The organism is Blastococcus sp. SYSU D00820 (assembly GCF_054050695.1).
This window is the reverse complement of sequence record NZ_JBJGZW010000004.1, coordinates 93,596-119,338: the sequence shown is the minus strand read 5'-3', so window position 1 is coordinate 119,338 and position 25,743 is coordinate 93,596. Positions and strand designations below refer to the sequence as shown.

Sequence of the window (25,743 nt, the reverse complement as noted above, 5' to 3'; positions counted from 1 at the left end):
GGACGCGCAGGTTCCCCGCCCCGGCGTCCCCGTACCGAGGAGTGCCATGACCGCCCCCCTGATCACGCACCTGCGGCACGTCGACCTGGCGGTGCCGGACTACGACACCCAGCTGGCCTTCTACACCGGCCACTGGGGCCTGACCCCCGTCGCCGACGACACCGGCATCGCCTTCCTCGCCGCCGAGGGCTCCCCCGAGCAGTACGTCGTCCGGCTCCGCCGCGGCGACAAGCGCATGGACCTGGTCGCCTTCGGCGCGGCCAGCGCCGCCGGCGTCGACGCCCTCGCCGAGCAGCTGGTGGCCGACGGCGTCCAGCTCGTCCGCGAGCCGGGGACGCTGGACACCCCGGGCGGGGGCTACGGCGTCCGGTTCTTCGACGTCGACGGCCGCGTCGTGGAGGTCTCCAGCGACGTGGCGCTGCGGTCGCACCGGAAGATCGAGGAGCGGGAGGACATCCCGGTCAAGCTCTCGCACTGCGTGGTGAACTCGCCCGACCCGACCCGCCTGCGCGACTGGTACGCCCGGCACCTGGGCTTCCGCCTGTCCGACACGCTGCACTCGCAGCACATGGGCGACCTCATGTACTTCATGCGCTGCAACGACTTCCACCACAGCTTCGCGATCGCCCGCGGGCCGCACGCCTCGCTGCACCACGCCTCGTTCGAGCTGCGCGGCGTCGAGGAGTACATGCGCGGCACCGGCCGGCTGCTGCGCGCCGGAACCCGCATGGTGTGGGGCCCGGGCCGGCACCTGGCCGGGGACAACACGTTCTCCTACTTCCACGACCCGCACGGCAACACCGTCGAGTACACGACCGCGCTGGCCGTCATCGACGAGGACACCTGGCACCCGGGCATCCACGACGCGAGCGACCCGCTGACGCAGGACCAGTGGGGCACCGCCGACCCGATGAGCGAGTCGGTGGCGAGCACGTCGTTCAACGACCCCGACGTGCTGTTCACCCCGCCGCCGGTCTGAGCCGGCACCACGGAGGCCGGCACCCCTGCGGGGGTGCCGGCCTCCGGTGCGTCCGGGGGGCTCAGCCGACGGCCGCGGTGCCGCCGTCCACCGGCAGGTTGACCCCGGTGACGTAGCCGGCGTCGTCGGAGGCCAGCCACAGCGCGGCGTGCGCGATGTCCTCGGGCCGGCCGGCGCGGCCGAGCGGGATGCGGGCCCGCGCGAAGTCGAACGGGCTGTCGGGGTCGGTGAACAGGTGCTCGGTGGCCGGCGTGCGGGTCAGCGCCGGGCTGACCGCGTTGACCCGGATGCCGAGCGGCCCGCCCTCGACGGCCAGCTGGTAGGTCAGCCCGAGGACGCCGCCCTTGGTGGCGCCGTGGGCGTTCTGCGGCATGAACCACGCACCGCGCGTCGCCGAGAGCGACCCGACGTTGACGATGGCGCCCCCGCCGCGGGCCCGCAGGTGCGGCCACACCGCGCGGGTCGCGTAGAAGACGAGGTCGAGCTCGTTGCGGGTGGTGAACAGCCAGTCCTCGACCGACATCTCGTCGACCGCGCCGAACCGGATGGCCGAGGCGTTGTTGAACAGGACGTCGATACCGCCGTGCTCGGCCGCCGCGCCGTCCACCCAGGCGCGCGCGGCGTCGGGGTCGCCCAGGTCGACCCCCGCCGTCGCGGTCATCCGGCCGCCCGCGGCGCGGACCAGGTCCACGGTCTCCGCCGTCGCCGCCTCCTGCAGGTCGCAGCCGACGACGGTCGCCCCCTCGGCGGCGAACAGCAGGGCCGACGCGCGGCCGATGCCGCCGCCGATCCCGGTGATCAGGGCGGTCTTGCCGGACAGGCGGCCGGGCATGGATCTCCTCCTCCGAAAAGGGGTGGGGGTTGGCGCTCAGGCGCCGATGAGCTCGACGAGATTGCCCTCGGGGTCGTGCAGGTAGGAGAAGCGCACGCCGGGCTCGGGGGACGGGCCGGGGCCGAACACCTCGCGCGCGCCGAGGCCGAGCAGCCGGGCGTGGGCGGCGTCGAGGTCGGCGACGGTGAAGGCGACGTGCCCGTAGCCCCAGGTCGCGGCCGCCTCGACCGGGGTGCCGGCGCGCAGCCCCGGCGTGCCCGCGCTCCGGGCCAGCAGCTCGAACCGCTGGCCGCGCTCGTCGGTGAGCATGACGATCCGCAGGTCCAGCTCGTCGAGGCCGAAGCGGACCTGGACGGTGTAGCCGAAGGCCGCGACGTAGAAGCGCTCCATGGCCTCGAGGTCGGCGACGTTGAGGCCGACGTGGTCGAGCCGGGCGGGAGGGGCGGAGGTCACCGGGCCAGGCTGTCGCGGCCCGGGGCCCGGTGTCGAGATGCGCTCCATCGGTGGTCGGGCTGCCTGGCATGTGCGGTCCGGATGGGCGGCGGTCCGGACGGGAAGCGCCGGGGCCCGCCGGTGGTTGCCCTGGACAACACCACCGGGAGGTCCCCTGTCATGTCCGTTCCGCTGTCCGTCCTCGACCTCGCGCCGATCCCGCGCGGGGAGACCCCCGCGAGCAGCATCGCCGCCAGCGTCGCGCTGGCCCAGCGCGCGGAGGAGCACGGTTACCGGCGGGTCTGGTACGCCGAGCACCACAACATGCCGACGATCGCCTCGTCGGCCACCAGCGTGCTGATCGCGCACGTCGGCGCGCACACCCGCAGCATCCGGCTGGGGGCCGGCGGCGTCATGCTGCCCAACCACTCGCCGCTGACCATCGCCGAGCAGTTCGGCACCCTCGACGCGATGTACCCGGGCCGCATCGACCTGGGCCTGGGCCGGGCGCCGGGGTCGGACCAGAACACGATGTACGCGCTGCGCCGCGACCCGCGCTCGGCCGACCGGTTCCCCGAGGACGTGCTCGAGCTGCAGGGCTACCTGGCCGGGGAGACCCGGGTGGCCGGTGTCGACGCCGTCCCGGGCAAGGGCTCGCGGGTGCCGCTGTACGTGCTGGGCTCCTCGATGTTCGGCGCGACGCTGGCCGCCGCTCTCGGCCTGCCGTACGCCTTCGCCTCGCACTTCGCGCCGGCGATGCTCGAGCCCGCCGTCGCGGCCTACCGCAGCGAGTTCCGGCCCTCCGAGCAGCTGGACCGGCCCTACGTCATCGCCGGCGTCAACGTGGTCGCCGCCGACAGCACCGAGGTGGCGCGCGAGTCGCTGCGCGCCGTCCGCCGCACGCTGGCCGTCGGGCTGTTCGGCCGCGGCCGCGACCTCTCCGAGGCCGAGGCCGACCTGCTGCTCGAGGGCGGCGCGGCGCGGCACGTCGACACGATGCTCACCCACACCGCGCTCGGCACCCCCGCCGAGGTGCGCGAGCAGCTGACCGCCTTCCGCGCGCTGGCCGACGCCGACGAGCTGATCGTGGCCCACCAGTCCCCCACCACCGAGGGCCGGCTGCGCTCGGTGGAGCTGACCGCCGAGGCGATGGAGACCGTCCCCGCGTAACGGGTCGGTCCCGGGGCGGCCGCCGGGCGTCGGGGAGGATGCACGGCGTGCACGTCGAGACGGTCCTGCTGCTGGTCCTCGCCGCCGTCGCGGTGATCGTCGCGGTGCGCTGGCTGGCCGGCCGCACCGGCCTGCCGGCGGCGGCCCTGCTCACCCTGGTCGGCATCGCCTACGCCTACCTGCCCGGCCCGAACGTGCCGTTGGACCCCGAGCTGGTGCTCACGCTCGTCCTGCCGCCGCTGCTCTACAGCGCCGCGCTGGACGCCTCGCTGATCGCGATCCGCAAGAACCTGCGGACCGTGGTCAGCCTGTCGGTGCTGCTCGTGCTGGCCACCGCGGTGGTCATCGGCATCGGCTTCGAGCTGTTCGTGGCCGGCGCGACCCTGGCCGCCGGCATCGCGCTGGGGGCCGCGGTCGCGCCGCCGGACCCGGTCGCCGCGCTCGCCGTCGGCCGCAAGGTCGGCCTGCCGCCCCGGCTGGTCACCCTCATCCAGGGCGAGGGCCTGCTCAACGACGCCACGGCGCTGACCATCCTCACCGTCGCGGTCGCCGCCGCCCAGGGGGACGGCTTCTCCACCTGGTCGGCGGTGGGCCAGTTCGCCCTCGCCGCCGCGGGCGGGGTCGCCGCCGGGGTGCTGGTCGCCTTCGCGGTGCGCCCGCTCCGGCGGCTGCGCAGCGATCCGCTGTCGTCGAACGCGATCTCGCTGGCCACACCCTTCGTCGCCTACCTGCTGGCCGAGTCGGTGCACGTCTCCGGCGTGCTCGCCGTCGTGGTCGCCGGCCTGGTGATCGGCCACAACAACCCCTACTGGGCCTCGGGCGCCAGCCGGCTGCAGACCAACGCCGTCTGGCGGCTGGTCGACTTCCTGCTCGAGGGCATCGTCTTCCTGCTCATCGGCCAGCAGCTGCCCACCGTCATCGGCGACCTCGACCAGTACGCCACCTCCACCGTGGTCACCGCCGCGGCGATCACCGTGGGCACCGTCCTGCTGCTGCGGCCGCTGTGGCTGGTGGTCACCGAGTCGCTGCCGCGGTTCATGCACAGCCGGCTGGGTGGCCAGGAGGACACCCGGGACGACGAGCCGGCTGCGGCGCACGGCGCGACGGCGTTCTCCGGACGGCGGGCCGGGCAGCTCTCCGGCCGGGAGATCGCCGTGCTCAGCTGGGCGGGCACCCGCGGGGTGATCAGCCTGGCCGCGATCTTCACGCTGCCCCGGTTCACCGAGTCCGGCGCACCCTTCCCCGACCGCGACCTGCTGCTGTTCTGCGCGTTCCTCGCGGTGATGGTCACGCTGGTCGGCCAGGGGCTGACCTTCGCCCCGCTCGTGCGGGCGCTGGGCGTGCGGGCCGACGCCGCGGACGAGGCGCGGCTGCGCAACGAGGCGCGGGCGGCGGCGGTCCGGGCCGGGCTGGCCCGGCTGGACGAGATGGACGCCGCCGAGCACAGCGACCTCGAGGACCGGGCGATCGAGAACCTGCGGTCGGCGCTGCGCACCCGGCTGGAGCGCTACGAGCGCCGGCTGTCGGTGCTGCAGTTCGCCGAGGGCGGCGAGATCCCGGTCAGCCCCGAGTACGAGGCCGCGCTCCGGGTGCGCCGCGCGGTCATCGACGCCGAGCGGGAGGAGCTGCTGCGATGGCGGGACGTCGGCCGGCTGCCCGACGAGAGCCTGCGCACGCTGGAGCAGGAGCTCGACCACCAGGAGGGGCTGCTGCCCACCCGGGTGCGCGGCTGAGCGTCAGCCGAGCCGCTCGGCGAGGTGGACGGTCACCTCGTCACCGGCCTGCTTCCCGATGGCCGCCCGCACGTCGGCCCGCACGGGCAGCTTGTGGGTGCCGTCGCCGAGGGCCATGAAGGCGCCGCGGAAGGGTTGCCCGTCGACCGTGCCGGACACCTTCACCAGCCCCCGGGTGCCGAACAGCTCGGCGGAGCCCGGCAGCTGCACGTAGGTCCAGCCGCCCTCGGCGGGGCTGCGCTGCAGCCTGGCCCGGAAGGACACGTCGACCGGGCCACGGAGCAGTGGCGCAGCGGAGTTCGTCATACCGGTCCGACGGCCGCGCCGCCCGGAACTCATCGGTCCGGGCGGCGCGGCACCCGGCGTCAGCCGGCGAGCACCTCGTCGAGCCGCTCGTAGCCCTGCACCACGCCGGTCTCCATGCCGCTGGCCAGGAAGGCGTCGCGGCCCTCGAAGGAGTCGACCAGCGAGGTGGCGGTGAGCCGGGTGCGGCCGTTGCCGAGGTCCTCGAGCACCAGCTTCTCCAGCGCGACGCCGTCCGGGAACCCCTCGAAGGTGAACGTCTGCACGATCAGCTCGTCGGGGCGGACCTCGTGGAAGCAGCCGTGGAAGCCGTACTCCTCGCCGTCGCGCACGTGCACGTAGCGGTAGGAGCCGCCGGTGCGGCAGTCGAAGTGCTCGACCCGCATCTGCAGCCCGCGCGGGCCGAGCCAGCGCACCAGCAGGTCGGGGTCGGTGTGCGCGCGGAACACCTTGGCCGGGGGCGCGTCGAACTCCCGGGTGATGCGGACCAGCGGGACCTGCGGGTCGGCCTCGATGCGGGTCTGGTTGCCGGTGCTGGTGGTCATGGCCGTGCCTCCTCGGGCGGGGTGGATGCTGCCGGCGGGTCGTCCGGCAGGTCGCGGAGGACGTCGTCCAGGCGGCGGTAGCGCTCCTCCGCGGCGCGCCGGTACCGCTCGAGCCACCCGGTCATCAGGTCGAACACCTGCGCCTCCAGGTGCACCGGCCGGCGCTGGGCCGACCGGGTGCGGCTGACGAGGCCGGCGTCCTCCAGCACCCGCAGGTGCTTGGAGACCGCCTGCAGCGAGATGTCGTACGGCGCGGCCAGCTCGTTGACGGTGGCGTCACCCACCGTCAGCCGGGCCACCAGGTCGCGGCGGGTGGGGTCGGCCAGGGCTGCGAACGCCCGGGACAGTGCATCCGCCGGCATCTCGGGACCTCTCTTCCTCAACCGCTCGGTTGATGAAGACGACGCTAGCCCGGCTCGCCCCCTTCGTCAACCATCTGGTTGAGGAAGCGGAGGTGCTTCCGCGGCCGGTCGTGGCGCCCGACGATGGCGCATGGCCCCTCCTCTCCTCGCGGGCGCCGACCACACCGCGCTGGCCGCCGCCACCACCGCCCCCAACTACGCCCCGCTGCCGGTCGTCGTCGCCGAGGCCGAGGGCGCCTGGGTCACCGACGTCGACGGCCGCCGGTACCTGGACTGCCTGGCCGGCTACTCCGCGCTGAACTTCGGCCACCGCCACCCCGCGCTGGTCGCGGCGGCGCACGCCCAGCTGGACCGGGTCACGCTGACCAGCCGGGCGTTCCTGTCCGACCGGCTCGGCCCGTTCTGCCGCGACCTGGCCGCGCTCTGCGGCATGGACCTCGTGCTGCCGATGAACAGCGGCGCCGAGGCGGTCGAGTCGGCGGTCAAGGTGGCCCGGCGCTGGGGATCGGCGGTGCGCGGCGTCCCGGAGGGGACGGCGGAGGTCGTGGTCGCCGAGGGCAACTTCCACGGCCGCACCACCACGATCGTCGGCTTCTCCACCGATCCGGAGGCCCGGGCGGGGTTCGGGCCGTTCACCCCCGGCTTCGTGGTGGTGCCCTACGGCGACGCGGCCGCGCTCCGGGCGGCGCTGGGGCCGCGCACGGTCGCCGTCCTCCTGGAGCCGGTGCAGGGCGAGGCCGGCGTGGTCGTGCCGCCGGCGGGCTACCTGGCCGCGGTGCGCGAGGCCTGCACCGCGGCCGGGGTGCTGCTGGTGGCCGACGAGATCCAGTCCGGGCTGGGGCGGACCGGGTCGACGTTCGCCTGCGACCTGGAGGGCGTGGTGCCCGACGTGTACGTGCTGGGCAAGGCGCTCGGCGGCGGCATCCTGCCGGTGTCGGCGGTGGTCTCCCGGCGCGACGTGCTCGGCGTGCTGACCCCGGGCAGCCACGGCTCCACCTTCGGCGGCAACCCGCTGGCCTGCGCCGTCGGCTCGGCGGTGGTGCGGCTGCTGGAGACCGGCGAGTACCAGGCCCGCGCCCGGGAGCTGGGGGCCCACCTCGCCGGCCGGCTGGGCGCGCTGGTCGGGTCCGGGGTCACCGCCGTCCGCACCCGGGGGCTGTGGGCCGGGGTGGACGTCGACCCGGCGGTCGGCACCGGGCGCGAGGTGTGCGAGCGGCTGGCCGCCCGCGGCGTCCTCACCAAGGACACCCACGGCGCGACCATCCGGCTCGCCCCGCCGCTGGTGGTCACCGCCGGCGAGCTCGACTGGGCGGTCGACCAGCTGGCCGCGGTGCTGGCCGGCTGAGCGTCAGGCCGGGTCGAGGCCGGTGTAGACCCGGAGCGCGTTGCCGCCCAGCACCAGCGGGACGACGTCCTCGGGGATGCCCAGGGAGGCCACCGCGCGGGCGTTGGCCGCCTGCCCCGGCACCCCCGGCCAGTCGGTGCCGTAGATCCACTTCCGCGACAGCCGCGCGAGGTCGAACTTCGCGTAGTACTCCGGCAGCCGCTTGGGCGGCAGGCCGGACAGCTCGATCCACACGTTGGGCCGGGAGACGGCGAGGAAGGCCGCCGCGTCGTACCACCAGCCGCGCCCGCCGTGGGCGAGCACCACCTGCAGGTCGGGGAAGTCGCGCAGCACCGGGTCCAGCAGCACCGGGTCGGCGTACTGGTTGGTCGAGCCCGGGAAGGTGCTGGTGCCGCAGTGCACCACCAGCGGGACGCCGCGCTCGACCAGCACCGCGTAGGCCGGGTACATCATCGCGTCGTCGGGGCGGAAGCCGCCGTGCACCGGGTGGATCTTCAGCGCCGCCGCGCCCAGGTCGAGCTGGCGGGTCAGCTCCCGGGCGATCGGGTGGTGCAGGTGCGGGTTGACGTTGGCCACCGGCCGGAACCGCCGCGCGTTGGCCTCGACCAGCGGCAGCAGGTCGTCGAACAGCTGGTAGCCGGTCGCCTTGGGGCTGTACTCGCAGAACAGCAGCGCGACGTCGACCCCCTCCTCGGCGAACAGCCGGTCCAGCGCGGCCGGGTCGGGGGTGCCGTCGGCGCCCCAGATCTCCTCGAGGACGCCGGGCCGGCCGAACTGCCGGGCCCAGTCGACCCAGGCGGGGGCGAGGCTGGCGAGGTGGGGGACGTGGACGTGGGCGTCCACCAGGACGTGACCGTCGAGCACGACCGGACGCTACCGGGCCGGCCCGGGACCGCATCCCGGCACCGCGGACCGCCCGCGCGTCACAGCCACCGGGGCAGCGCCGGCAGCGCGCCGTCGGCGGAGAGCCCCTCGCCGCCGGAGCGGCCGGTGAGCCAGGCGGTGACCGCCGGCAGCGGTCCGGCCACGGCGAGCCCGCCGCTCCCCCACTCCCGGTCCCCGCCGAACACGGTCAGCTCCGGGGTCTCCGACCGGCGCGCCCAGGTCGCGAACACCTCGTCGACCAGCGCGGCCAGCACGTCGTCCGGCACGTCGGCGAAGCCCACCCCGGCGTCGAGGTCGACCGCGTGCACCCACACCTCGCGGGCCCTGATCCAGAGCACCTCCTCCGCCGGCACGTCGCGGCCCTGGGCGGTGCGCACCCGCGCCGCCCAGGCCTCCTCCGGCATGGCACCGACGGCGTCGGCGAGCGCGGACGTCGCGCCGAGCACCTCCCCGCGCAGCGCGGCGGGAGGCAGCGCGGCCCGGCGGGCGATCTCGGCGTCCCGCGCCTCCGGCGAGGCGTACATCGGCGTCTCGACGCCGGTGCGGGCCCAGGTGAGCAGGTTGACCAGGGCGTCGGCGTTGCCGGCCAGGTGCGCCAGCAGCTGGGCCCGGCTCCAGCCGGGCAGCAGCGACGGCGCGGCGAACTCCTCGTCGACCAGCCGGCCCAGCGCGGTGCCGGCGGCCCGCTCGCCGCCGGTCCACCAGTCGCGGGTGCTCACCCGGCCGCCTCGGCCACGCAGCGGTTGCGGCACTCGCCGAGCCCGCTGATCGCGGTGGTGAGCACCTGTCCGGGCGCCAGGTAGCGCGGCGGCTTGCGGGCGTGGCCCACGCCGCCGGGGGTGCCGAGCGCGATCACGTCGCCGGGGCGCAGCGTGAGGATCGTCGAGACGTAGGCGACCGTGGCGACCGCGCCGAACACGAGGTCGGCGGTGTTGGCCGACTGCACGACCTCGCCGTCGACCGCGCAGGTGAGGTCCAGCCCCTCGCCGGCCTCGTCGGGGGTGACCAGCTCGGGGCCGAAGGGCGTCGTCCCCTCGAAGGTCTTGCCCTGCAGCCACTGGAGGGTGCGGTTCTGCCAGTCGCGGGCGGTGACGTCGTTGAGCACCGAGTAGCCGGCGATCGCCGCGGCCGCGGCCGCCTCGTCGGCGTGCCGGACGGTCGATCCGACCACCAGCGCGAGCTCGGCCTCCCAGTCCACCGCCTGCGAGGCGGCGGGCAGGGTGACGTCGTCGTGGGCCCCGATCAGCGCCTCGGCGTACTTGGCGAACAGCGTCGGGTAGGCGGGGGTCTCCCGGCCCATCTCGGCGATGTGCGCGCCGTAGTTGACCCCGACGCAGATGATCTTCCCCGGCCGCGGCACGACCGGCGCGAGGTCCACGCCCGCGCGGTCGTGCACCGGGCCGTCGGCGGCCTCGGCGGCCGCCCGCCAGCCGGGCCGGGCGAGCAGCTCGCCGACGTCGGCGTGCCCGGTCTCGACCGCGCGGTCGCCGTCGACGCGGACGGCGCGGGTGCCGCGGTCGGTGCGGATGGTGGCCAGGCGCATCAGGCGCTCACCTCGGTTCGCAGGAGGGACAGCTTCTCGAAGACGGGGGCGTCGGAGAAGGTGAACAGGTCCAGCTGACCCTCGGCGGTCAGCGAGAACTCCGTCCAGGCCGGCACGGCGACGACGTCCCCGTGCTCGAGGATCTCGGTGCGGCCGTCGAGGGTGACGGTGCCGCCGCCGGAGAACACCTGCCACACCGAGGACGCCGACGTGCGGGTGCGCCGGGTGGTGGTGCCGTCGGCGAGCCGGTGCATCTCGGTGCGCATGGTGGTCAGCGCGTCGCCGCCGGTCGTCGGGTTGGTGAACCGGACGGCGGCGTGGCCGGGCTCGACGAGCGTGCCGGGCACGCCCTCGGCGGCCAGCTCCAGCTGCGCGGTCAGCGCGGCGTCGGTGTGCACCCAGCGGTAGGCCATCAGCGGCGAGGAGGGCTGCGGGCCGGCCGCGGCGAGCGGGGTCAGGCCGGGGTGGCCCCACAGCCGCTCGTTGTAGGACAGCTCCGGCGTCCGCTTGTCGCGCACCTCGTCCGGGCCGAACTCGAAGAAGCCCTGGTCGGTCTGGGCGACCAGCGGGATGTCGAGCCCGTCGAGCCACGCCATCGGGGTGTCGGAGACGTTCTGGTGGCCGTGGAAGCGCCAGCCCGGGGTGAGCAGCAGGTCGCCCCGGCGCATGGCGACCGGGTCGCCGTCGACGACGGTCCACACCCCCTCGCCCTCGAGCACGAACCGGAACGCCGACTGGGAGTGCCGGTGCTCCGGGGCGTCCTCGCGCGGGGCGAGGTACTGGATGGCCGCCCACAGCGTCGGGGTGGTGTACGGATCGCCCGGCAGGCCGGGGTTGCCCAGGCTGATCGCCCGGCGCTCGCCGCCGCGGCCGACCGGCACCAGCTCGGCGCTGCGGGCGGCCAGCGGGTACAGCTGCGCCCAGCGCCACAGGTGCGGCACCGCCCGCGGCGAGGGGACGGCGGGCATGAGGCCCTCGCGCGTCGTCCACAGCGGCGTCATGCCCACCGCGTCGAAGTCGCGGTAGAGCTCGGCCAGCCGCGCCTGGTGCTCGGGGCTGTCGAAGTCGACGGCCCGGGCCTCCATGCTGTCGGCGGCTCCGGTGCCGGTCCGGTTCTCGATGGCGGTCACGGGGTGCTCCCTCCGGGGGCGGTGGGGTGGTGCGGGTCCGGTCGGGCGCCGGCGGCCAGGCGGGTCGCGACGTCCTCGCGCAGTGCCTTCTTGTCGATCTTCCCGACCTTGGTGGTGGCCAGCTCGTCCACCAGTTCCAGCCGTTCGGGCCACTTGTAGCGGGCCAGGTCGGCGGCGGCGAACGCCGCGCGGACCTGCTCCAGGTCCATGGTCTCCCCGGGACGGGGCACGACGTAGACGCAGATGCGTTCACCGAGGTCGGGGTCGGGCATCGCGACCGCGGCGGCCTGGGCGACGGCGGGCAGCGTGTAGAGGACGTTCTCGACCTCCTCGGCGCTGATCTTCTCGCCGCCGCGGTTGATCATGTCCTTGTCCCGGCCCTCGACGACGAGGTTGCCGTCGGGCCGCCGGCGCACGACGTCCCCGCTGCGGTACCAGCCGTCGGCGGTGAACGCGCGGGCGTTCTGCTCGGGCGCCCGGTAGTAGCCGCGCGGCGTGTAGGGCCCGCGGGTGAGCAGCGCGCCGGGCACGCCGTCGGGCAGGTCGCGGTCGTCCTCGTCGACGATGCGCACCTCGTCGCCGGGGCTCATCGGCCGGCCCTGGGTGGCGCAGACGACGTCGTCGGGGTCGTCGAGGCGGGTGTAGTTGAGCAGCCCCTCGGCCATGCCGAACACCTGCTGCAGGGTGGCGCCGAGCACCGGGCGCACCGTGCGGGCCACCTCGTCGGCCAGCCGCGCGCCGCCGACCTGCAGCACCCGCAGGCTCGCCACCTGCTCCGCCCCGGCCTCGGCGGCGTGGGCCAGCCAGCGCTGGGCGACCGCGGGCACCGCCGCGGTGACGGTGACCCCCTCGGCGGCGATGGTGGCGAAGGCCCGCTGCGGCTCCGGCGAGGCCAGCATCACCACCCGGCCGCCGGCCAGCAGCGTGCCGAGGATGCCCGGGCAGGCGAGCGGGAAGTTGTGCGACGCCGGCAGGCTGACCAGGTAGACGGTGTCGCGGCCGAAGCCGCAGACCGCCCCGCTCTGCCGCGCGTTGTACGCGTAGTCGTCGTGGGTGCGGGCGATCAGCTTGGGCAGCCCGGTCGTGCCGCCGGAGAGCAGGAACACCGCCACGCTCCGGCTGGCGGGCTGGTCGGCGTCCCACCGGGCGCGGTCGGCCGCCGGGTCCGCGGGCGGGGCGGCCAGCGCGCTCAGGTCGACGCTGCCCCCGGCCGGCCCCTCCCCCACCACGAGCACGTGCCGCAGCGTCGCCGAGCCGGCCACCAGCTGCGCGGCCATCGCCTGGTGGTCGAAGCCGCGCAGCGTCGTGGGCACCGCCAGGGCGGCGGCCTCGCTGTGCTCGGCGAGGTAGGCGAGCTCGGCCGCCCGGTGCGCCGGCAGCGCCATGACCGGCACGATCCCGGCCCGCAGGCAGGCCAGGGTGAGGACGACGAACTCCCAGGTGTTGGGCAGCTGGACCACGATCCGGTCCTCGCGGCGCAGCCCGAGGTCGTCGACCAGCCGGGAGGCCAGCGCGTCGGCGCGCGCGGTCAGCTCGCGGTAGGTGAGCCGCACGTCGCCGTCGACCAGCGCGACGTCGTCGGGCTGCGCGTCGGCGACGGCGAGCAGCTCGGCGCCCAGCGCCCGGCCGCGCCACCAGCCCCGCTCGGTGTACTCGCGGGCCAGCTCCTCGGGCCACGGGACGACGCCCTCGGCGATCGGGGTCGGGGTGGGGACGGCCATCAGAGCGCCTCCTCGCGCGACGGGGCCGACAGGGTGAGGACGGCGTCGAGGGCGAGCAGCCCGCCGGCGGTGACCCGCAGCGGGTTGACCTCGACCGCCTCGATCTCGGGATGGGCGGCGAGCAGGTCGCCGAGCGCGGCCAGCACCTGGCCGAGCGCCGCGCGGTCGGCCACCGGTCCGCCGCGGAAGCCGTCGAGCAGTGCCCGCCCGGCGAGCGCGTCGGCCAGCTCACCGGCCTCGGCCGGCCCGATGGGGGCCGGGGCGACGGCGACGTCGGCCAGCGCCTCGGCCACCACGCCCCCGAGCCCGACCAGCACGGTGGGCCCGAACACCGGGTCGCGGGAGGCCCCGGCGATGAGGTCGACCCCGGGCGGCGCCATCGACTCGACGAGGAACCGGCGGGCGCCGGCGGCCTCCAGCGCGTCGAGGGCGGCGTCGAGGCCGGCGGCGTCGCGCACGCCGAGGTGCACGCCACCGACGTCGGACTTGTGGGTCACCGCGGCGTCGAGCAGCTTGACCGCGACCGGGCCGGGCAGCTCGGCCAGCGCGGCTTGCGCGGCGGCCCGGTCGGCGCAGGCACGTCGCGGCGGGGTGGGCACGCCGAGGCCGGCCAGCAGGGTCTTGGCCTCGTCCTCGTCGAGGTCGGCACCGATCCGCGCACCGGGTGCGGGCGCGGCCGGCCGCGGCCGGCCGGCGCGCGCCTGCGCGCGGGCGTCGTCGACGAGGGCGCCCACCGCCGCGGTGAGCGCGGCGGGGCTGGTCACCGACGGCACGCCGAGCTCGCGCAGCGCCGCCCGCTGCGGCTGCACCTGCTCGGGCGGGCCGCCGAGGCCGACCACCAGCGCGCCGGCGCCGGCGGCGCGCACCGCGGCGGGCAGGTCGAGGGCGTCGGGCTCGGCGAGGGCGTAGGCGCTGACCAGGTCGACGGCGGGGTCGGCGGCGACCGCGGCGAGCACGTCGGCGAAGTCGGGGCCCGGCCGGCCGGTGTCCACCGGGTTGGCCTGGTAGGTCAGCGGCGGCAGCAGCTCCCCCAGCCGCTCCCGGGTGCCGGCGGCCAGCGGCGGCACGGCCACGCCGCGGCCGCGCAGCCCGTCGACGTGCAGCAGTCCCGGCCCGGCCTGGGCGGTGACCACGCCGACGCCGGGCTCGGCGGCCGCCGGCAGGCGCAGCGCGGACAGCGCGGTGACCGCGTCGACCAGCTGCCGCTCGTCGTCCACCAGCACGGCACCGGCGGCGCGGAGGGCGGCCCGGGTGGTGCGCCACGAGGTGGCCAGCGCGCCGGTATGGCTGCGGGCGAACTCGGCGACGTCGTTGCGGCCGACCACCAGCACGACCACCGGCACCCGGGCGGTCAGGGCACGCACGGCGGCGACCAGCGCCGGGCCGTCGCCGACGGACTCCACGTGCAGCGCGACCGCGCGGGTCGCCTCGTCGGCGGCCAGCGAGGTGAGGACGTCGGCGGCGGTGACGTCGACGGCGTTGCCGAGCCCGACGGCCAGCGAGACGCCGACCCCGGCCTCGGCGAGCAGGAAGGCCAGCGCGTGGTTGACCCCGCCGCTGGCGGCGACCACCGCGACCGGTCCGGCCGGCACCGCGGCGGCGCCGGGCACGAAGGTGGCGGTCAGCCCGCGGCCGGGCGCGAGGAAGCCGGAGGTGTTGGGGCCCAGCAGCGCCACGCCGGCGTCGGCGGCCGCGGCGACCAGGTCGGCCTGGAAGCCCACGCCCGGACCGCCGGCCTCGGCGTAGCCGCCGGAGCAGACCAGCGCGGCGCGCACCCCGCCGGCCGCGGCGTCGGCGAGCGCCTGCGCCGACACCGCCGCCGGCACGCAGAGGACGGCGAGGTCGATCGGGTCGCCCGCGGCGGCCGCGGCCTCGGCGACCGAGGCGTACCGGCCGGCCGCGGGGTCGACGTCGCGGGCGTTGACGCCGGCCACCGTGCCGGGGAAGCCGGCCAGCGAGCGCGCCATCACCGCGCCGAGCTTGGCGGGGTCGCGGGAGGCGCCGACGACGGCGATGCCACGGGGGCGGAACAGCGGCGCGAGGCGGTCGGTCACTCGTCGCCCTCCACCAGCGGCGCGGCCACCAGGTCGGTGCGCCCGGAGAGGACGGCGGTGAGCCAGACGTCCTCCGGGGCGTCCTCGACCAGCAGGCCGACCGTGCCGTGCTCCAGCCGCGCGGCCTCGCACACCAGCCGGCGGGTCAGCGGGGTGCCGCCCTCGGCGGCGACCAGCGCCGCGCCGGCCGCGGCGGCCCCCGCGACCTGCTGCAGCACCGGCCCGAGCCCGGCCTCCTCGTCGGGCGCGGTCACCGTGAGGCCCCACGCCCCGCCCGCCCGCGGCGGGCCGGCCAGCAGCGGCAGCCGCCCGTCCGGGAGCAGCACCGCCCCCGGCGCCAGCTCGGCGACCCGGCCGGGCAGCACCGAACCGGCCACCTCCAGCGGGCTGGCCAGCGGCTCGCCCCCGTGGTCGGTGGCCCAGCGGCGGTGCACCTCGTCGACGAAGCCGGCGTCGCGGCGGCGCAGCTTGGTGTCGGTCAGGCTGCGGGTGAAGAAGTGGTAGGCGAACTGCCACGGCGGCAGCGCGTCGTGGGAGCGGCCGAAGTGCTCCCACCAGGACAGGCTGGGCCGTGCCGAGTCCTGGATCCGGGCCACCGCGGGCCTGCGCACCGCCTCGTAGGTGGCCAGCGCCGCGTCGACGTCGTCCCCGTGCGCGTCGAGGGCGGCCACCAGGGCGATCGCGTCCTCCATGGCCATCTTGGTGCCCGACCCGACCGAGAAGTGGGCGGTGTGCGCGGCGTCGCCGAGCAGCGCAACGGCGGTACCGCCCTCGCGGGTGGTCCAGCGGCGGGTGCGGCGGGTGCGGAAGTTGCCCCAGCGGGAGTTGTTCACCAGCAGCGGCGCCCCGCCCAGGTGCCCGGCGAACAGCTCCTCGAGGTAGGCCCGGCTGCGCTCGTCGCTGGGGCCGGGCGGCTGGGTGACGTCGAACGCGTCGAGCCCCGCGGCCCGCCAGGAGGCCTCGTCGGTCTCGACGATGAAGGTGGAGACGCCGTTGCCGATCGGATAGCCGTGCACCGCGAAGACGCCGTGCGGGCCGCGCTCGTGCAGGAAGGTCAGCCCGTCGAAGGGGTGCGTGGTGCCGAGCCAGATGAACTTCGCCGTCGCCGTCTCCACCGTGGAGTCGAAGGCGGGGGCCAGGCGCTCGCGCAGCCGGGAGTTGGCGCCGTCCGCGGCGATCACGAGGTCGTAGCCGGCGGCCAGCAGCGCGTCGGGATCGGCCTCGGTGGAGAACCGGACGTCGACCCCGGCGCCGATCGCCCGCTCCTGCAGCAGCCGCAGCAGCGTCCGCCGCTCGACGGCGGCCATCCCGTTGCCGCCGCAGGACCACCGCTCGCCGTGCAGGCGCACCTCGATGGGGTCCCAGTGCACGCCGTGCTCGGTCAGGGCGGTGCGCAGCACCGGATCGGCGGCGTGGATCTCGGCCAGCGTCGCGTCGGAGAAGACGACGCCGAAGCCGAACGTGTCCTCGGCGCGGTTGCGCTCGAGGACCGTCACCTCGCGGGTGGGGTCGGTCGTCCGGGCCAGAGCGGCGGCGAACAGTCCCCCGGGACCGCCGCCGAGCACCGCGATCCGCATCGATCGACCCCCTCCGGGCACTGACATGTGTCAACTGCTTGACGGACGGCTCAAGCGTGGCACACATTGGTCCCCGCGCAACAGCCCCGTCCCGGGAGGAGGCCGCCGTGCGTCCCCGCGCCATCGTGTTCGACCTGTTCGGCGACGTGCTCCGGTACCACGGCGGCGCGGTGCGGATGCAGGCGCTCGCGGAGCTGCTCGGCGTGTTCGGCGTCGGCGAGAGCACCGCGCGCGTGGTCCTGTCCCGGATGCGCCGGGAGGGCTGGTTCACCACCACCCGCGAGGGCCGGCAGACCGTCTACGCGCTCACCGAGCGCAGCTGGCGGCTGCTCGACGAGGGCCGCACCCGCATCTTCGACCGCGGCGCCGACGACTGGGACGGCGAGTGGCGCATGGTGCTCTACGCCGTTCCCGAGGCCGAGCGGGCCGAGCGCGAGCGGCTGCGCCGGACCCTGGCCTGGCTGGGCTTCGGCCCGCTGGCGCCCTCGGTGTGGATCAGCCCCCACCCCCGCCTGGACGACGTCACCACGACCCTCGCCGGCACCTCGGCCACCCAGCTGGAGCTGCTCACCTCCCGCAGCGCCGGCCTCGACGCCGACCGCCGGATGGCCGCCCGCTGCTGGGACCTCGCGGGGCTCGGCCGCGACTACGCCGAGCTGGTCGCCGAGCTCGAGCAGCTGCCCCCCGCCGACGAGCTGGCCGCCCTGCCGGGGCCCGAGGCCCTGCGCCGGCGGACCGAGCTGGTCTCGACCTACCGGCACTTCCCCTTCCGCGACCCCGACCTGCCCGCCCGGCTCCTGCCCGAGGGCTGGCCCGGCCGGCGCGCGCACCAGCTGTTCGTCGCCGCGCACGACGCCCTGGCCGCCCCGGCCGAGGCGCACGTCCGCGCGGTGGTGGAGCGGCACACCTGACCCCCGCGCCCGGCCCGGGCGCGGTCGACCTCGACGGAGAGGAACGGACCGATGGCGGACTTCGTCCTGCAGCACGGCGCGTGGCACGGCGGGTGGGCGTGGCAGCCCGTGGCGGCGCGGCTGCGCGCGGCCGGGCACCGGGTGAGCACCGTGACCAGCCCCGGGCTGGGCGTGGACGACGACCCGCGCGGGGTCACCCTCGCCGACTGCGTGGACGCGCTGGTGGCGCACGTCGAGGCCGGCGACCGGCGCGGGGTGACCCTCGTCGGCCACAGCTGGGGCGGCTACGTGGTCGCCGGCGCCGCGCCGCGGCTGGCCGGCCGCCTGGAGCGGATCGTGTTCTGGTCGGCGTTCGTCCCCGAGGCCGGCCGGTCGCTGGTCGACGAGGTGCCCCCGCCCTACCGGGAGCTGTTCGCCTCGCTGGCCGGCGCCTCCGACGACGACACGGTGACCATGCCGCTGGAGGTCTTCCAGAACGGGTTCATGAACGACGCCGCACCGGAGACCGCGGCCGTCGTCCACTCGGTGCTGCGGCCGCAGCCCTACCGCACGTTCACCGACGAGCCGGTGGGCGGCAACGCCTACCGCGAGCTCGGCATCCCGCTGGACTACCTGTACTCCACCGACGACGTCGCCCTGCCGCCCGGCGACTACGCCTGGACCCCGCGCTTCCCCGACCGCCTCGGCGCGACCGTGACCCCCGTGCCGGGCAGCCACGAGTCGATGTTCACCCGCCCCGCCGAGCTCGCCGACGGCCTGCTGCGACTGGCCACCGGCGCATGAGCTCCCCGGGCCCCGAGGTGACAGCCGGGGGTCCTCCCCCGCACGATGAGACCCCGATCACGTCCGACCCGACCGAACCGAGGGAGCGGCCATGACCGAGCGACCGGGCGTCCCGGCCCGCGAGCTGTCCGACGAGGAACTCGAGCGCCAGGGCGTGCACGCGCACGCCATGCGGCACTGGGTCTTCCTGCACGGCACCGCCGACCAGTTCCGCACGCACACCGAGCGGATGCTCGAGCTGGAGCAGGAGTACCTGCGCCGGCACCCCCAGCGCACCTGGCAGGGCTCCGGCGGCGAGGCCGGGACGCCGTCCCGCGACGACCGCATCCGCGACCTCGTCCAGACCTTCTCCCGGGCCATCACCGCGCTGCTCGACGAGGACCCCGGCGCGGCCGCGCCGGCGGCGCCCCGGCGCGATCCGGTGGAGGCCCAGGCGGCGCTGCTGCAGCGGTTCGCCGAGGCCCCCGGCGGGCGGATGCACAAGCTGGAGGCCCACCAGCTCGCCCGCCAGCTCGCCCCGGACAACCAGCTGGTCGCCCGGCTCTACCGGCAGGACCCGCCGCTGCTCCAGGCGGAGAAGGACAGCCGCGTCATCACCGAGGCCGGACGTGCCTGGCTGGCGAAGCACCCGGTCCCGGCCTGAGCTGCGCTCAGTCCTCCCGGGTGAGCTCCGCCTCCGCCGCTCAGTCCTCCCGGGTGAGCTCCGCCTCCGCCGCTCAGTCCTCCCGGGTGAGCTCCGCCCACGCCGCTCAGTCCTCCCGGGTGAGCTCCGCCCACGCCGCCTGGGCCCTCGGCGCCCAGGCGGCGTGCCGCTCGCGGAACACCTCGGCCGCCCGGTTGCCGCTCCACCGCGGCGGCAGCAGCTCGCGCGGCAGCGCCGGGTCCAGCAGCGGGAAGCGGCGCCACTCCTGCACGAGCCGGACCTGCGCCACCAGCGCCTGCCGGTCCGAGCGCGGCCGGCGCCGGCCGACCAGCTCCAGGAAGTCCTCGTAGCGGCCCTCGATCTCGTCGAGGTCCCAGGCGGTGCGGGCCAGCGACCGCTCGTCGCCCAGCCGGCCGGCCTGGGCCACGAACGACCAGCTGCCGGCCGTGAGGCCCAGGTCGGCCACCACCCGGCAGGCCTCGGGCTCGCGGTCCACCCGGGGGGTCACCCAGGTGCCGGCCGCCGGCGAGCCGAGCCCGGCCCAGCCCAGCTGCGTGCGCAGCCGCTGGCGCAGCGCGCGGTTGTTCTCCGGGACGCCGACCAGCATCACCAGCCACCGGCCGTCCCACGGCGCCTGGTCGGCGGCGAAGCCGTAGATCCGCTGAGTGCCCTCCCGCAGCAGCCGGGTGCCGGCCGGCGTGAGCGACCAGCGGGTCTCCCGGCCGATCCGGCTCGCCGCGATCCAGCCGGAGTCGGCGGTGCGCATGATCGCCTGCCGGGCGGCCTTCTCGGCGACGTCGAGGTCGCCGAGCAGCTCGATCAGCGACGCCGTCCACACCGGCCGGTCGCCGGGCAGCACGAACTCGCCCAGCACGGTGAGCAGCAGACTGCGCGCACTCGCCGCACCGAGCTCCTGCCGGCGCGTGACGAACGGCCGGTCGGCTGGCTCCACGTCGACCATCGTGGCATCCTCCCCGCCCACGCTCCCGCGCGGGCACGACAGGCCCGGACGGGGCGCGGCAACGACTCGGTAACGGTGTCGGCCACTTCCCTGTGGCGCTTGACACAGTGTGCTGTGCTCTACAGCATTCATGGCCGACAGGCGTGCAGCTGTAGCACGTCCCGACCTCGCGGAGACCTCCATGGCCCTGCCTGATCTGTCCCGTCGTCAACTGCTCGGAGCCATGGGGGTGGGGGTCGGCGGCATGGCCCTCGCCGCCTGCGGCGGCGGCAGCCTGGGTGGTGACGACGGCGGCTCCGGTGGTGGCGGCGGCGGTGGCGGCGGCACCATCCGCGTCGGGCTGGTCATCCCCCAGGCCGGCGTCTACACGCCGCTCGGCGTCGACATGCAGAACGGCTGGAACCTCTGGCTCCAGCAGAACGACAACAAGATGGGCGACTGGACCGTCGAGACCTCCACCGCCGACGAGGGCGAGGGTCCCGACACCGGCGTCCCGGCGATCCAGGGCCTGCTGGGCGACGTCGACGTGGTCGTCGGCATCGTCAACTCCGCCACCGCCCTCGGCGTGGCCGAGCAGTTCACCGAGGAGGAGAAGCTCCTCCTGATCAGCAACGCCGGCGCGGTGGCCATCACCGGCGACGCCCGGTCGGACTTCGTCTGGCGCGTGTCGTTCACCAACGCGCAGAACTCCTTCGCCATGGGCGAGTACCTGGCCGCGCAGAACGTCGGCTCGGTCTTCATCATGGCGCCGGACTACGCGGCCGGTCAGGAGAACGTCACCGCCTTCACCGAGGCCTTCGAGGGCGCCGGCGGCACGGTCGCCGGCTCCGCGCTGACCCCGTTCGGCACGACGCAGGACTTCCAGCCGTTCCTGCAGCGCGCGCAGTCCTCCGGCGCGGCGGCGGTGTTCTGCTTCTACTCCGGCGGCGAGGCGGTCAGCTTCGTCAACCAGTACGCGGACTTCGGCCTGAAGGACACCATCCCGCTGTACGGCTCGGGCTTCCTCACCGAGGGCAGCGTCCTGGAGGGGCAGGGGCAGAACGCCGTCGGCGTCCGCACCACGCTGCAGTACTCCACGGAGATCGACAACGAGGCCAACCAGGCCTTCGTGCAGGCCTACCAGGACGCCTACGACACGCTGCCCACGGTGTTCGCCATGAGCACCTACGACGCGGCCAACGTGCTCAGCAAGGCTCTCGCCGAGGCCGGCGACACCTCCGGCACGGCGCTGGCCGAGGCCCTCGGCGGCCTCGGGGAGATCGACGACAGCCCCCGCGGGCCGTGGAGCTTCGAGGACCAGAACCCCAAGCAGACGATCTACCTCCGCGAGGTCGTCGACGAGGGCGGCACGCTGATCAACACCGTCGTCGAGGACCTCGGCCAGTACGGCACCGTCTGACGCCCACACCGACCGGGCGGGGCACCGCCCCGCGCAGGCACCCGTCCGGGGCCGGGTCCCCACCCGGCCCCGGACGGCCGTAACGGGAAAGGTCCCCTCCATGGCCGACTGGTTCTCCGAGAACCTGGTCAGCATCCTCAACGGCTTCGCCATCGGGTCGCTGCTGTTCATCCTGGCCGTCGGGCTCTCCATCGTCTTCGGGATGATGGGCGTGCTCAACCTGGCCCACGGCGCCTTCTACCTGGTCGGCACCTACCTCGCCTACACCCTGCTCGACGACGGGGTGACCTGGGGCGGCTTCCTCGGCGCGCTCGGCCTGGCCGCGGTCTTCGGGCTGCTGGCCGGCGGCGTCCTGTCGGCGATGACCGAGCCCCTGGCCAAGCGGCCGATCCTCGACCAGGCCCTGCTCACCCTCGGCGTCTCGCTGGTCGTCGCCGAGGTGCTGTCGATCATCTACGGCAACGACGTCTACAGCCTCGCCCCGCCGCCGGGCCTCGACGACCGCGTCGCCGTCGGCGCCGGCACCCTGCCGGTGTACCGGCTGGCGCTCATCGGCGTCGGCCTGGTCCTCGCGCTGATCGTCTACCTGGTCGTGGAGAAGACGTCGGTGGGCGCGCTGGTCCGCGCCAGCGTCGCCGACCGCGAGATGGTCTCGGCGATGGGCATCGACAACCGCAAGGTCAAGATCGCCGTCCTCGGCATCGGCTCGGCGCTGGCGATGGTCGCCGGCGTGCTCGGCAGCCCCGTGTACGGCGTGGACCCCGGGCTGGACGACTCGGTCCTGCTGCTGGCGCTCATCGTCGTCGTGATCGGCGGCCTGGGCTCGGTCAAGGGCGCGCTGATCGGCGCGCTGATCATCGGCCAGGTCGACTCGCTCGGGCGGGCCCTGCTGCCCGAGCTCGCCTCGTTCATCCTGTTCGGAGCCCTGGCCGTGGTGCTCATCGTCCGTCCGCGCGGACTCTTCGGCCCGAGGAAGGTGGCCTCATGACCGCCCCCGCCCGCCCCTCCACGACGAAGGCCGGCTCCCCGTCCGGGTCCGGTGGCAGCAGCGCCTCGGCGGCCGCTGCGGGCCGCCCGGGCGGCCGGGCGCCGCTGCGGGCGGTCATCGCGCTCGCCGTGATCGTCGTCCTGGCGCTGGTCCCGTTCTTCGTGGGCCCCGACGAGACGACCATCCTCAGCCGGGTCCTGATCTTCGGCCTCTTCGCCGTCAGCCTCGACCTGCTCGTCGGCATCACCGGGCTGCCGTCGCTCGGTCACGCGGCCTACTTCGGCGTGGGCGCCTACACCGCCGGCCTGGTGGCCGAGCACTGGACGCCGAACGCGCCGGTGCCCGTCCTGGCGGCGGCCGTCGCCGGCGGCGTGGCCGCCGTCCTCACCGGCTGGCTCGTCGTCCGCAGCGACGGCGTCTTCTTCCTCATGCTCACCCTGGCCATCGGCGAGATCACCTCGCAGCTGGCGCTGCAGTGGGACGACGTCACCGGCGGCTCGGACGGCTTCTTCGGGATCCCGACCTTCCGCATCGCCGGGGAGCCGCTGCGCCTGGAGGGGTACCGCTACTGGTACATCCTGGCGGTCTTCCTCATCGCCTACGCCGCGGTCTGGCTCATCTCCCGCTCGCCGTTCGGCCTGGCGCTGCGCGGCATCCGGGACAACGAGGCGCGCATGCGCTCCCTGGGCTACTCGCCGTTCCGCTACAAGTACGTCGCCTACGTGCTCGCCGGCGCCTTCGCCGGTGTGGCCGGTGGGCTGTTCGCCCAGCTCAACCGGATCGTCAACCCGAGCGACGCCGGGTTCGCCCTCAGCGCGATCACGCTGCTGGCCCTGGTCCTCGGTGGCGCCGGCTCGCTGTGGGGGCCGGTCATCGGCATGGCCGTGGTCGTGATCGTCCGCGACTACTACGGCCCCGACCTCGGCGGCCACGGCCCCCTGGTGCTCGGCATCGTGTTCGTGATCGCCGTCTACGTCCTCCCCCGCGGCTTCGCGGGGCTGGCCGGCCTCACCGGCCTGCGGCGACGGCGGAGTCCGGAGGGCGGCGCTCCCCAGGAGGGCGCCATCCCCGGCAGCAGCAACGAGGAGCGACCGGTATGACCACCCCCCTGCTCGAGCTCGACGGCGTCACCCGGCAGTTCGGCGCCCTCAAGGCCGTCGACGGCGTGGACCTGCAGGTGCCCGCCGGCGCGCGGCACGCGCTCATCGGCCCGAACGGCGCCGGCAAGAGCACCCTGTTCAAGCTGGTCACCGGCGCGATGCCGGTCAGCAGCGGCACCGTCTCGCTGGACGGCAAGGACATCACCCGGCTCTCCGAGGCGCAGCGGGCCCGCCGCGGGATCAGCCAGACCCTGCAGCACTCCAGCCTGTTCCTCAGCCAGACCGTCGAGCGCAACGTGCTCATGGCGGCGCAGCGCCAGGCGGGCGGCGCCCGCCACTCGCTGGTGCCGCGCCGGCAGAAGGCGGCTCGCGACCGGGCCCGCCAGCTGCTGTCCGACGTCGGCCTGGCGCAGCGCGCGGACTCCCTGGTGTCCGCGCTGTCCCACGGCGAGCGCCGGCAGGTCGAGGTGGCCGTCGCGCTGGCCTGCGAGCCCCGGCTGCTGCTGCTGGACGAGCCGGCCGCCGGCATGTCCCCGGCGGAGAGCGCCCGTCTGGTCGGGCTGCTCAAGGCGCTGCCCGAGTCGGTGACGCTGGTGATCGTCGAGCACGACCTGGACGTCGTCTTCGCCCTGGCCACCTCGGTCACCGTGCTGCACCTGGGCAAGCTCCTGCTCACCGGCTCCCCCGACGAGGTGCGGGCCAGCTCCGCGGTGCAGGAGGCCTACCTGGGCAGCGGCCGGGAGTCGCTGTTCCTCGACGGCCCGGCCACCGGCGGCGTCGCCCGCCCCGAGATGGAGGTGAGCTGAGTGCTCGAGGTCCGCGGACTGGAGTCCGGCTACAAGCGCAGCACGGTCCTGCAGGGGGTCGACCTCGACCTCGAGGCCGGCCGGGTGCTCGGCCTGCTCGGCCGCAACGGCGTCGGCAAGAGCACGCTGATCAACACCCTCATGGGGCTGGTGACCCCGTCGGCCGGACGGGTGTCCGTCGAGGGCACCGACCTGACCGGCCGGCGGCCCGACGTGATCGCACGGGCGGGCGTGGCCCTGGTGCCGCAGGGCCGGCGCACCTGGGCGCCGCTCACGGTGACCGAGCACCTCGACCTGGCCGCCCGCCGGGGCCGGGGCAAGGGTCCGTGGGACATCGCCCGCGTCCTCGAGCTGCTCCCCCGCCTGGGCGAGCGCCGCAAGCACGAGGCCGCCCAGCTCTCCGGGGGCGAGCAGCAGATGCTCGCCATCGCCCGCGCGCTGCTGACCAACCCGCGCCTGGTGCTCATGGACGAGCCGTCCGACGGGCTGGCGCCGGCCGTGGTCGACCTGATCGGCGAGGCCATCGGCGGCATGAAGTCCGAGGGGGTGACCCTGCTCGTGGTCGAGCAGGACCTGCACCTGGCCTTCGCGGTGGCCGACGAGATCGCCGTCATGGACAAGGGCCGCGTCGTGCACCGCTCCCCCACGATGGAGTTCCGCAAGGACTCCTCGGTGGCGCACGCCCTGCTCGGCGTCGCCTGACGCCGACGGTCAGACCAGCAGGGCGCGGAGGGCGGCGGCGCGCTCGGTGAGGCAGTCCAGCGCCTCGCCGGTCATCCACGCCGCCGTCCGCGCCTGCGTGCTGCTCCCGACGTTCATGGCGGCCACCACCTCGCCGTCCCAGCGGCGCAGCGCGACCGCGACGGACTGATGGCCGGGCTCGGCCTCGTCGACCACGTGCGCCCAGCCGCGGTCCCGGACCTCGGCGAGCCGGTCGGCCAGCACCCGCCGGGTCGCCGCGTCCGCCCCACCGGCGGAGAGGACGGCGTCGACCTCCTCGACCGGCCGGGCCGCGAGCAGCACGCGCCCGAGCGCGGACCAGGCGGCCGGCACCCGGTAGCCGATGCCCGCGCCGACGGGCATCAGCTGGCGCGGCAGCGCCCGGGCCACCATGACCGCGTCGGCCCCGTCGAGCACGGCCACCGCGCAGGGCGCTCCGAGCCGGTCCGCGACCTCGTCGCAGGCCGGCTGCACCACGCGGCTGAGCAGGTTGCTGCCCAGGTACGCGCTGGCCAGGCGCAGGACCTCCGGGGTGAGGGCGTACGTGCGCCCGTGCGCCGTCAGGAACCCCAGGTGCTGCAGCGTGAGCACGGCGCGCCGGACCGTGGCGCGGGGCAGGTCCAGGCGCCGGGCCAGATCGGCCAGCGACAGCTGCGCGGCGTCGCCGGGGGGCTCGTCCCCGAAGGCCTGGAGGACGGCGAGCCCCCGCGCCAGGGCCTCGGAGAAGTCGGCGGGGGCGGCCGCGCCGTCCAGCTGACGGGCCGCCCGCGACGCGGCGGCCGGAGGGGTCAGACGGGGCATTGCGCTCTCCTCGCTCGGCG

General features: G+C 75.6%; 26 protein-coding genes. 12 read left to right on the top strand and 14 right to left on the bottom strand.

What is annotated here, in order from left to right:
- Nucleotides 1-46: 46 nt before the first annotated feature.
- On the top strand, nucleotides 47-979 hold the full coding sequence (locus tag ACI79R_RS07370; protein WP_456572942.1) for a VOC family protein: 933 nt from the start codon (nucleotides 47-49) through the stop codon (nucleotides 977-979).
- 61 nt (nucleotides 980-1,040) lie between these two features.
- Here ACI79R_RS07370 and ACI79R_RS07365 read toward each other — a convergent pair whose 3' ends face one another.
- Nucleotides 1,041-1,811: an SDR family NAD(P)-dependent oxidoreductase gene (locus ACI79R_RS07365; protein WP_456572941.1), complete on the bottom strand. Its 771-nt coding sequence runs from the start codon at nucleotides 1,809-1,811 to the stop codon at nucleotides 1,041-1,043.
- 36 nt (nucleotides 1,812-1,847) lie between these two features.
- Nucleotides 1,848-2,264, bottom strand: coding sequence for a VOC family protein (locus ACI79R_RS07360; protein ID WP_456572940.1), 417 nt, complete (start codon nucleotides 2,262-2,264; stop codon nucleotides 1,848-1,850).
- A gap of 159 nt (nucleotides 2,265-2,423) precedes the next feature.
- Here ACI79R_RS07360 and ACI79R_RS07355 point away from each other — a divergent pair, with 159 nt between their 5' ends.
- Complete coding sequence (locus ACI79R_RS07355; protein ID WP_456572939.1) at nucleotides 2,424-3,413, top strand: LLM class flavin-dependent oxidoreductase; 990 nt, start codon at nucleotides 2,424-2,426, stop codon at nucleotides 3,411-3,413.
- A 47-nt stretch (nucleotides 3,414-3,460) separates the two neighbouring features.
- Nucleotides 3,461-5,146 carry a Na+/H+ antiporter gene (locus tag ACI79R_RS07350; protein WP_456572938.1) on the top strand — a complete coding sequence of 562 codons (1,686 nt, stop codon included), beginning with the start codon at nucleotides 3,461-3,463 and terminating at the stop codon, nucleotides 5,144-5,146.
- 3 nt (nucleotides 5,147-5,149) lie between these two features.
- On the opposite strand, the gene ACI79R_RS07345 is transcribed toward ACI79R_RS07350, so the two are convergent.
- From ACI79R_RS07345 to ACI79R_RS07335, 3 genes are read right to left on the bottom strand one after another with little or no spacing between them, the layout of a single operon-like run.
- Entirely contained in the window at nucleotides 5,150-5,452 is a 303-nt protein-coding gene (locus ACI79R_RS07345) for a DUF1905 domain-containing protein (protein ID WP_456572937.1), read from the bottom strand.
- Nucleotides 5,453-5,511: 59 nt separating this feature from the next.
- Nucleotides 5,512-5,994, bottom strand: coding sequence for an SRPBCC family protein (locus ACI79R_RS07340; protein WP_456572936.1), 483 nt, complete (start codon nucleotides 5,992-5,994; stop codon nucleotides 5,512-5,514).
- The gene (locus ACI79R_RS07335) at nucleotides 5,991-6,356 is read right to left on the bottom strand and encodes an ArsR/SmtB family transcription factor (RefSeq protein WP_456572935.1); all 366 of its coding nucleotides are present in this window, start codon (nucleotides 6,354-6,356) and stop codon (nucleotides 5,991-5,993) included. The genes ACI79R_RS07340 and ACI79R_RS07335 overlap by 4 nt, the downstream gene beginning before the upstream one ends.
- Before the next feature lie 130 nt (nucleotides 6,357-6,486).
- Between ACI79R_RS07335 and rocD the strand changes: the two genes are divergently transcribed.
- The gene (gene rocD / locus ACI79R_RS07330) at nucleotides 6,487-7,701 is read left to right on the top strand and encodes an ornithine--oxo-acid transaminase (RefSeq protein ID WP_456572934.1); all 1,215 of its coding nucleotides are present in this window, start codon (nucleotides 6,487-6,489) and stop codon (nucleotides 7,699-7,701) included.
- Nucleotides 7,702-7,704: 3 nt separating this feature from the next.
- Here rocD and ACI79R_RS07325 read toward each other — a convergent pair whose 3' ends face one another.
- From ACI79R_RS07325 to ACI79R_RS07295, 7 genes are read right to left on the bottom strand one after another with little or no spacing between them, the layout of a single operon-like run.
- Nucleotides 7,705-8,565 (bottom strand): amidohydrolase family protein, encoded by an 861-nt coding sequence (locus tag ACI79R_RS07325; RefSeq protein WP_456572933.1) that lies wholly within the window; start codon nucleotides 8,563-8,565, stop codon nucleotides 7,705-7,707.
- Between the two features lie 59 nt (nucleotides 8,566-8,624).
- Nucleotides 8,625-9,305: a maleylpyruvate isomerase family mycothiol-dependent enzyme gene (locus tag ACI79R_RS07320; protein WP_456572932.1), complete on the bottom strand. Its 681-nt coding sequence runs from the start codon at nucleotides 9,303-9,305 to the stop codon at nucleotides 8,625-8,627.
- A complete protein-coding gene (locus ACI79R_RS07315) occupies nucleotides 9,302-10,129 on the bottom strand; it encodes a fumarylacetoacetate hydrolase family protein (RefSeq protein ID WP_456572931.1) in 828 nt (275 codons plus the stop codon). Before ACI79R_RS07315 ends, ACI79R_RS07320 begins: the two co-directional genes overlap by 4 nt.
- On the bottom strand, nucleotides 10,129-11,259 hold the full coding sequence (locus ACI79R_RS07310; RefSeq protein ID WP_456572930.1) for a cupin domain-containing protein: 1,131 nt from the start codon (nucleotides 11,257-11,259) through the stop codon (nucleotides 10,129-10,131). The genes ACI79R_RS07315 and ACI79R_RS07310 overlap by 1 nt, the downstream gene beginning before the upstream one ends.
- Nucleotides 11,256-12,980 carry a (2,3-dihydroxybenzoyl)adenylate synthase gene (locus ACI79R_RS07305; RefSeq protein ID WP_456572929.1) on the bottom strand — a complete coding sequence of 575 codons (1,725 nt, stop codon included), beginning with the start codon at nucleotides 12,978-12,980 and terminating at the stop codon, nucleotides 11,256-11,258. The genes ACI79R_RS07310 and ACI79R_RS07305 overlap by 4 nt, the downstream gene beginning before the upstream one ends.
- Nucleotides 12,980-15,034 carry an acetate--CoA ligase family protein gene (locus ACI79R_RS07300; protein ID WP_456572928.1) on the bottom strand — a complete coding sequence of 685 codons (2,055 nt, stop codon included), beginning with the start codon at nucleotides 15,032-15,034 and terminating at the stop codon, nucleotides 12,980-12,982. Before ACI79R_RS07300 ends, ACI79R_RS07305 begins: the two co-directional genes overlap by 1 nt.
- The gene (locus ACI79R_RS07295) at nucleotides 15,031-16,611 is read right to left on the bottom strand and encodes an FAD-dependent monooxygenase (RefSeq protein ID WP_456572927.1); all 1,581 of its coding nucleotides are present in this window, start codon (nucleotides 16,609-16,611) and stop codon (nucleotides 15,031-15,033) included. Before ACI79R_RS07295 ends, ACI79R_RS07300 begins: the two co-directional genes overlap by 4 nt.
- Before the next feature lie 107 nt (nucleotides 16,612-16,718).
- Here ACI79R_RS07295 and ACI79R_RS07290 point away from each other — a divergent pair, with 107 nt between their 5' ends.
- From ACI79R_RS07290 to ACI79R_RS07280, 3 genes are all read left to right on the top strand, one after another.
- Entirely contained in the window at nucleotides 16,719-17,522 is an 804-nt protein-coding gene (locus tag ACI79R_RS07290) for a PaaX family transcriptional regulator (RefSeq protein WP_456572926.1), read from the top strand.
- 51 nt (nucleotides 17,523-17,573) lie between these two features.
- Nucleotides 17,574-18,305, top strand: coding sequence for an alpha/beta fold hydrolase (locus ACI79R_RS07285; RefSeq protein ID WP_456572925.1), 732 nt, complete (start codon nucleotides 17,574-17,576; stop codon nucleotides 18,303-18,305).
- Nucleotides 18,306-18,396: 91 nt separating this feature from the next.
- The gene (locus tag ACI79R_RS07280; RefSeq protein ID WP_456572924.1) at nucleotides 18,397-18,948 is read left to right on the top strand and encodes a DUF6158 family protein; all 552 of its coding nucleotides are present in this window, start codon (nucleotides 18,397-18,399) and stop codon (nucleotides 18,946-18,948) included.
- A gap of 106 nt (nucleotides 18,949-19,054) precedes the next feature.
- Here the strand turns inward: ACI79R_RS07280 and ACI79R_RS07275 are convergent, their stop codons facing one another.
- A complete protein-coding gene (locus ACI79R_RS07275; protein ID WP_456572923.1) occupies nucleotides 19,055-19,900 on the bottom strand; it encodes a PaaX family transcriptional regulator in 846 nt (281 codons plus the stop codon).
- Between the two features lie 190 nt (nucleotides 19,901-20,090).
- On the opposite strand from ACI79R_RS07275, the gene ACI79R_RS07270 reads away from it, so the two are divergent.
- From ACI79R_RS07270 to ACI79R_RS07250, 5 genes are all read left to right on the top strand, one after another.
- Complete coding sequence (locus ACI79R_RS07270) at nucleotides 20,091-21,308, top strand: ABC transporter substrate-binding protein (protein WP_456572922.1); 1,218 nt, start codon at nucleotides 20,091-20,093, stop codon at nucleotides 21,306-21,308.
- Nucleotides 21,309-21,408: 100 nt separating this feature from the next.
- Nucleotides 21,409-22,296 (top strand): branched-chain amino acid ABC transporter permease, encoded by an 888-nt coding sequence (locus tag ACI79R_RS07265; RefSeq protein ID WP_456572921.1) that lies wholly within the window; start codon nucleotides 21,409-21,411, stop codon nucleotides 22,294-22,296.
- Complete coding sequence (locus ACI79R_RS07260) at nucleotides 22,293-23,396, top strand: branched-chain amino acid ABC transporter permease (protein WP_456572920.1); 1,104 nt, start codon at nucleotides 22,293-22,295, stop codon at nucleotides 23,394-23,396. Before ACI79R_RS07265 ends, ACI79R_RS07260 begins: the two co-directional genes overlap by 4 nt.
- Complete coding sequence (locus ACI79R_RS07255) at nucleotides 23,393-24,202, top strand: ABC transporter ATP-binding protein (protein WP_456572919.1); 810 nt, start codon at nucleotides 23,393-23,395, stop codon at nucleotides 24,200-24,202. The genes ACI79R_RS07260 and ACI79R_RS07255 overlap by 4 nt, the downstream gene beginning before the upstream one ends.
- Entirely contained in the window at nucleotides 24,203-24,904 is a 702-nt protein-coding gene (locus ACI79R_RS07250) for an ABC transporter ATP-binding protein (RefSeq protein ID WP_456572918.1), read from the top strand.
- Nucleotides 24,905-24,913: 9 nt separating this feature from the next.
- Here ACI79R_RS07250 and ACI79R_RS07245 read toward each other — a convergent pair whose 3' ends face one another.
- Nucleotides 24,914-25,723 carry an IclR family transcriptional regulator domain-containing protein gene (locus tag ACI79R_RS07245; RefSeq protein WP_456572917.1) on the bottom strand — a complete coding sequence of 270 codons (810 nt, stop codon included), beginning with the start codon at nucleotides 25,721-25,723 and terminating at the stop codon, nucleotides 24,914-24,916.
- Nucleotides 25,724-25,743 lie beyond the last annotated feature (20 nt).